Source organism: Mangrovimonas sp. CR14 (genome assembly GCF_011764015.1).
In the GTDB taxonomy this organism is placed as follows: domain Bacteria; phylum Bacteroidota; class Bacteroidia; order Flavobacteriales; family Flavobacteriaceae; genus Mangrovimonas; species Mangrovimonas futianensis.
This window is the reverse complement of record NZ_JAAFZY010000005.1, coordinates 360225-367190: the sequence shown is the minus strand read 5'-3', so window position 1 is coordinate 367190 and position 6966 is coordinate 360225. Positions and strand designations below refer to the sequence as shown.

Annotated in this window: 5 protein-coding genes; all 5 read left to right on the top strand. The window is 36.7% G+C overall.

The window, feature by feature from the left end; translation table 11 throughout:
- Positions 1–313: 313 nt before the first annotated feature.
- The 5 genes from thrS (at position 314) to GZ212_RS12470 (ending at position 6924) form a co-directional block, all read left to right on the top strand.
- Positions 314–2251, top strand: coding sequence for a threonine--tRNA ligase (thrS, locus tag GZ212_RS12490; RefSeq protein WP_166960746.1), 1938 nt, complete (start codon positions 314–316; stop codon positions 2249–2251).
- Positions 2252–2278: 27 nt separating this feature from the next.
- Positions 2279–2836, top strand: a complete 558-nt coding sequence (gene infC, locus GZ212_RS12485) for a translation initiation factor IF-3 (protein WP_082316574.1) — start codon at positions 2279–2281, stop codon at positions 2834–2836.
- A 57-nt stretch (positions 2837–2893) separates the two neighbouring features.
- Entirely contained in the window at positions 2894–3091 is a 198-nt protein-coding gene (rpmI, locus tag GZ212_RS12480; RefSeq protein WP_053971854.1) for a 50S ribosomal protein L35, read from the top strand.
- A gap of 88 nt (positions 3092–3179) precedes the next feature.
- On the top strand, positions 3180–3524 hold the full coding sequence (rplT, locus tag GZ212_RS12475; RefSeq protein ID WP_166960743.1) for a 50S ribosomal protein L20: 345 nt from the start codon (positions 3180–3182) through the stop codon (positions 3522–3524).
- A gap of 142 nt (positions 3525–3666) precedes the next feature.
- Entirely contained in the window at positions 3667–6924 is a 3258-nt protein-coding gene (locus GZ212_RS12470) for an amidohydrolase family protein (RefSeq protein ID WP_166960740.1), read from the top strand.
- Positions 6925–6966: the final 42 nt, after the last annotated feature.

Below are 6966 nucleotides of genomic sequence, written 5' to 3'. Positions count from 1 at the left end.
ATCCCTTAACCCCAGTATCTCAAACTTTCTATGAACTTACGCTCCCGGTTTCCCCGTTTGCGGGTGCAAATATACCATCCTTTTTTCCTATCCAACAAACTTTTCCAAACCTTTTTTTGAAGTTTTTTTGAAATATAGATCGAGTCCATTAATTATGAGCCCTTTAGCGTTAAAGCTATTTTTCACCCCCCTTATACCTTAATATATATTACACATTTTTACAGTTTAAATCATTTGGTTATATCTCTCCATTATCTTTTATCTTTTTATCTTTGCCATCTTAAAAGAAACGAAATACATACTATTATATATAATGATTCAAATTACCTTACCAGACGGGAGCCAAAAGTCATTTGAAATGAACTCTACTCCTATGGATGTAGCCAAAAGTATAAGCGAAGGATTAGCTAGAAACGTCATTTCTGCCAATTTTAATGGTACCAAGGTTGAAACAACAACCCCTTTAACAAAAGATGGTAGTTTAATATTATATACCTGGAATGATGATGAAGGTAAAAAGGCCTTTTGGCATTCTTCTGCCCATATCCTCGCCCAGGCCATCGAGGAACTTTATCCTGGAGCCAAATTATGGGTTGGTCCTGCCATTGAAAATGGATTCTATTATGATATTGATTTAGGTGACCAAAGTATAACAGACAAAGACTTCAAAAAAATAGAAGATAAAATGCTTGAGATCGCCAGAGGCAAGCACGATTTTAAAATGCGTGAGGCATCCAAAGCAGAAGCCCTTTCATATTATACAGGAAACAATGAATACAAAGTAGATCTTATACAGAACCTTGAAGATGGCACCATCACCTTTTGTGACCATTCTACTTTCACAGATCTTTGTCGTGGTGGCCACATACCAAACACAGGTATTGTTAAAGCTGTTAAAATATTAAGTGTTGCTGGAGCCTACTTTAAAGGTGATGAAAATGAAAAGCAATTAACCCGAATTTATGGTATATCCTTCCCTAAGCAAAAAGATTTAAAGGACTATTTAGAATTATTGGAAGAGGCTAAAAAACGTGATCACAGAAAACTGGGGAAAGAACTAGAGCTTTTCACTTTTTCCCAAAAGGTCGGCCAAGGTCTTCCTCTATGGCTTCCAAAAGGTGCCGCATTGAGAGAGCGTCTTGAGAACTTCCTTAAAGCAGCCCAAAAGAAAGCTGGATACGAAATGGTCGTTACACCGCATATAGGTCAAAAAGAACTATATGTAACTTCGGGACATTATGCCAAGTATGGTGAAGACAGTTTTCAACCTATTCATACACCAAAGGATGGCGAAGAATTTTTATTGAAACCCATGAACTGTCCGCATCACTGTGAAATATACAAGAGTAGTCAATGGTCTTATAGAGACTTACCTAAACGCTTTGCTGAATTTGGTACCGTATATAGATATGAGCAAAGTGGTGAATTGCATGGATTGACCAGAGTAAGAGGTTTTACTCAAGATGATGCTCATTTATTCTGTACACCAGAACAATTGGACCAAGAGTTTAAAAACGTGATTGATTTGGTACTTTATGTTTTTGGATCTTTAGGGTTTGAGAATTTTACCGCCCAAGTATCATTAAGGGATCCTGAAAACCCAGATAAATATATAGGTAGTTCAGAAAACTGGGAAAAAGCAGAACAGGCTATCTTAAATGCAGCCATAGACAAGGGCTTAAATTATGTTGTTGAAACAGGTGAGGCTGCATTTTATGGACCTAAACTTGACTTCATGGTTAAGGATGCCCTGGGAAGACAATGGCAATTGGGAACCATCCAGGTAGATTATAACTTACCTGAGCGTTTTGAATTGACCTATGTAGGAAGTGATAACCAAATTCATAGACCCGTAATGATCCATAGAGCTCCATTTGGAAGTATGGAGCGTTTTGTGGCTATTTTGCTGGAACACACCGCAGGAAACTTCCCGCTTTGGTTAATGCCAGAGCAAGCTATCGTACTGTCAATTAGTGAGAAATATGAAAATTACGCGAAAAAAGTTTTAAATTTGTTAGAAAATCACGAAATTCGCGCCCTAATTGACAACAGGAATGAAACTGTTGGAAAGAAAATTCGGGAAGCCGAAATGAAAAAAATACCGTACATGATTATTGTAGGGGAAAACGAAGAGAAGGAAAGTATGATTTCTGTTCGTAAACATGGTGGTGAAGATTTAGGATCTATATCAGTAGAATCTTTTGCCAACATCATAAACGAAGAGATTTCAAAATCCCTCAAACAATTTTAAAAGAAGTTTAATTAAAATTTTACAGCCATAGCAAGAAACAGATTCAACTCAGGTAGAGGAAGAAGAGTACAACAAGAGGATCAACATAGAATCAACTCTAAAATCAGAACAGAGAAAGTTCGAGTAGTAGGTGATAATGTTGAAAACGGGGTTTACCCTATTAAACAAGCATTAGCCTTTGCAGATGAGCAGGGTTTAGATCTTGTAGAAATTTCTCCTAAAGCAGATCCTCCAGTTTGTAAGGTTATGGACTATAAAAAGTTTCTTTACGAACAAAAGAAACGTGAAAAAGTTCTAAAGGCGAAAGCCACTAAAGTTGTTGTTAAAGAAATTCGTTTTGGTCCTCAAACCGATGATCACGATTATGATTTCAAAAAGAAACACGCTGAGAAATTCTTAAAGGATGGAGCCAAATTAAAGGCTTATGTATTTTTCAAAGGGCGTTCTATCGTGTTTAAGGAGCAAGGACAAATCCTTTTATTGAAATTGGCACAAGACCTAGAAGAATTTGGAAAGGTTGAGCAAATGCCTAAATTGGAAGGAAAGCGTATGACTATGTTCATCGCTCCCAAAAAGACAAAATAAAAATCCTGAAAGTCAGGTTTAAAAATAAATAAGCGAAGTAAAAACTAGGAGAAGAAAATGCCTAAAATGAAGACAAAATCTAGTGCCAAAAAACGTTTTAAGTTAACTGGTTCTGGAAAGATCAAGAGAAAGCACGCTTTTAAAAGTCACATCTTAACCAAGAAGTCTAAAAAGCGTAAGTTGGCGTTAACTCACAGTACTTTGGTACATGAGTCTGATGTTAACAGTATCAAAGAACAATTACGTTTAAAGTAATATTGTTCGGTTAAACCATTTATTAACCCTGGAGTTAGGCCTTACAAGTACCTTTAAATAGGACGCCTACTACAAAATTTTTAAAATTATGCCAAGATCAGTAAATTCAGTAGCTAAAAGAGCCAGAAGAAAAAAGGTTCTTAAGCAAGCAAAAGGTTACTTTGGACGTCGTAAAAACGTTTGGACAGTAGCAAAAAATGCGGTTGACAAAGCAATGCTATATTCTTATAGAGACCGCAGAAACAAAAAGAGATCATTCCGTGCTTTATGGATTCAACGTATTAACGCTGGAGCAAGAGCTAACGGTATGTCTTATTCAAAGTTTATGGGACAGTTAAAAGCTAACAATATCGAACTTAACCGTAAGGTATTAGCTGATTTAGCTATGAATCACCCAGAAGCTTTCAAAGCAATTGTAGATCAAGTAAAATAAGGCGCATCGCCTATTGTATAACATATTTCGCTTATTAATTAAAACCGGTTCCATTTGGGACCGGTTTTTTTATACCCTTCTTCTTCGTAAAAAATATAATCACTAAATTCATACTTTTCTAACTTGACGTTATCATTTGATCATGAAACCTAATTTAATTATTGTTTACTTCCTCTTTCTTAGCCATTTCCTTTTTGCTCAAACCACTCCCAAAGATTCTGTTTGGAATGTTGCTAATCCCGAAGGAAATTGGAATTTCAAAGAACTTCAGATTACAACCAATGAAGGAACCTGGATGAATTTAGATATTAGCCCAGATGGTAAAACCATTGTTTTTGATTTATTGGGAGATATTTATAAACTTCCTATCTCTGGTGGAAAGGCACAAATTCTTAGAAGTGGTTTACCCTTTGAAATTCAACCAAGATTTAGCCCGGATGGAAAAACCATTTCATTCACAAGTGATGCTGGTGGAGGCGATAATATCTGGGTTATGGATATCAATGGAAATAATGCCAAACAAATAACCAAAGAGAATTTCAGACTTTTAAATAATGCCATTTGGACTCCTGATGGGGACTACCTAATTGCTAGAAAACATTTCACTTCTACTAGGTCTGCTGGAGCAGGCGAAATGTGGATGTATCATAAATCTGGTGGCAGTGGTCTTCAACTTACCAAGCGTAAAAACGACCAACAGGATGTCAACGAGCCCAGTATGTCTCCTGATGGCCGTTATCTATATTATTCCGAAGACATGTATCCGGGAGGTTTTTTCCAATACAATAAAGACCCTAATAGTCAAATTTATGTTATCAATCGGTATGATTTTGAAACTGGAACTATCGATCGAGTTACCGGCGGGCCTGGTGGAGCAGCAAGACCTCAAGTATCCAAAGATGGAAAGCTATTGGCTTTTGTAAAAAGGGTGAGAGAAAAATCGGTCCTATATATACATGATTTAAAAACCGGTGAAGAATGGCCAATATATGATCAACTAAATAAAGACCAACAGGAAGCTTGGGCCATTTTTGGTGTTTACCCCAATTTTAATTGGATGCCAAACAATGAAGAGATTGTCTTTTGGTCTGGTGGAAAAATCAATAAAATAAACATCCATTCTCTCGAAACAGTAGATATACCATTTCAAGTGGATGCCCAAATTAAAATAGCTTCTCCCCTGAAATTTAAATATCCGGTTTTTGAAGAAAATTTCGAAGCCAAAGTGATAAGACATGCTGTTACTTCACCTGATGAATCTAGTTTAGTTTTCAGCGCTCTTGGTCATTTATGGATAAAGAAATTACCAAACGGCACTCCAAAAAGAATTACATCTGGAGATGATTTTGAGTTTGAACCTAGTTTTTCCTCAGATGGAAAACATCTTATTTATGTGACTTGGAATGATGAAAACCTTGGAGCCATTTATAAGGTAGCTATCAAAGGTGGAACTCCAGAGAAACTGACATCAGAAAAAGGTATTTATCGTAATCCTTCTTTTTCCCATAATGGAAATAAAATTGTCTATCGAAAGGAAACGGGTAATAGTGATTTGGGCTTTACGTTTGATAAAGAGCCAGGGCTCTACATCATGAATTCTGATGGTACAGAAACTACATTCATAACCAAAGAGGGGGATTTCCCGACGTTCAACTTGGAGGATAAAAGAATCTTTTACCAAACAGGCGGACAGTTTTTTGGAGATATTGTCAAGTCCCTCAAAAGTGTTAATCTTGATGGATTTGATTCAAGAACCTTAGTTAAATCTGATCATGGTAATAGAATAGTTCCCAGTCCAGATCAAAAATGGGTTGCTTTTATTCATTTGCACAAAATATTTGTTGCTCCCATGCCTGCATATGGGGAAACTTTAGACATGACAGATAAGACTAAATTTGTTCCGATTTCCCAAGTTTCTAAAGATGCTGGAATTAATCTGCATTGGTCAAACGATAGTCAACAGTTACATTGGACGCTCGGTGATCGTTATTACACCTCCCCTATTTCCGAAAAAATCAAGATTCAAGATGAAAGTATAGCTGTCGGGCTTCGGGTTGAATCACACAAACCATCTGGAATAATTGCTTTAACTGGAGCAAAAATAATCACCATGGAAAATGATGAAATCATTAATGATGGAACCATCATTATTAATGAGAATGTCATTGAATCAATAGGTAATCGTGATGACCTTAAAATCCCTAAAAATGCTAAAGTATATGACGTTTCAGGAAAAACAATTATGCCTGGAATGATCGATGTTCATGCTCATGTTGGAGGGTTTAGATACGGATTAACCGAGCAAAAGCATTGGCAATTTTATGCCAATTTAGCTTATGGTGTTACCACATCACACGATCCATCGGCATTAAGTGAAACCATTTTTTCTTTATCTGAATTACAAAAAAGCGGGGAAATTATTGGTCCAAGAATATTCTCAACTGGTATTATTCTATATGGAGCTGATGGTGATTTTAAAGCCGTTATAAATAATTTGGAAGATGCTCGCTCATCAATCAGAAGAACCAAAGCATTTGGAGCGCATTCCGTGAAGAGTTATAATCAACCACGAAGAGATCAACGCCAGCAGGTTTTACAGGCAGCTCGAGACGAACAAATTTTAGTAGTCCCAGAAGGTGGATCTAATTTTTTCCATAACATGACCATGGTAATGGATGGACATACAGGTATCGAACACAACATTCCAGTGGCTCCCGTTTACAAAGATGTTTTAGAACTATGGGGAAAAAGTGGCGTTGGGTACACACCTACCTTGATAGTCAATTATGGTGGATTAAATGGGGAGTTCTTTTGGTATCAAAAAACCAATGTTTGGGAAAATGAAAAATTGCTGCAATTTACACCTAGAGGAATTATCGATGCACGCTCAAGACATAGAATGATGGTCCCTGATAAGGAGTATGAAAATGGTCATATTTTAGTTTCCAAAACATGTAAAACCCTTTCTGACTACGGTGTAAAAGTCAACTTGGGTGCCCATGGTCAACTTCAAGGTCTGGGAGCACATTGGGAATTATGGATGTTGGAACAAGGAGGTATGAGTACCATGGAAGCACTGAAAGCAGCAACCATTAATGGAGCCGAATATATAGGTATTGATAATGAAGTGGGCAGTTTAAGGAAAGGCAAACTTGCAGATTTAATTGTTTTGGATAAAGACCCTTTAGTAGATATTAAAAATTCAAATTCCATAATATATACCATGGTTAACGGACGATTATTTGATGCCAACACCATGAATGAAATAGGTCATCATCCTAAAGAACGCACCCAATTTTATTGGGAAAACAATAAGTACAACCAAGCCTTCCCCTGGCGCGAAGAAAGCCAAAGTTTTATGAATGTAGGTTGTAGTTGTCAAGGTGGTATGGAACATTAATGCCAAAAAATTAACGAAATAAAAACATTTTTATCACCACTA

Excerpts from the sequence above, each read along its gene's own strand:
- thrS (WP_166960746.1), top strand. The coding sequence starts at position 314 with ATGATTCAAATTACCTTACCAGACGGGAGCCAAAAGTCATTTGAAATG.
- rpmI (WP_053971854.1), top strand. The coding sequence starts at position 2,894 with ATGCCTAAAATGAAGACAAAATCTAGTGCCAAAAAACGTTTTAAGTTA.
- rplT (WP_166960743.1), top strand. The coding sequence starts at position 3,180 with ATGCCAAGATCAGTAAATTCAGTAGCTAAAAGAGCCAGAAGAAAAAAG.
- GZ212_RS12470 (WP_166960740.1), top strand. The coding sequence starts at position 3,667 with ATGAAACCTAATTTAATTATTGTTTACTTCCTCTTTCTTAGCCATTTC.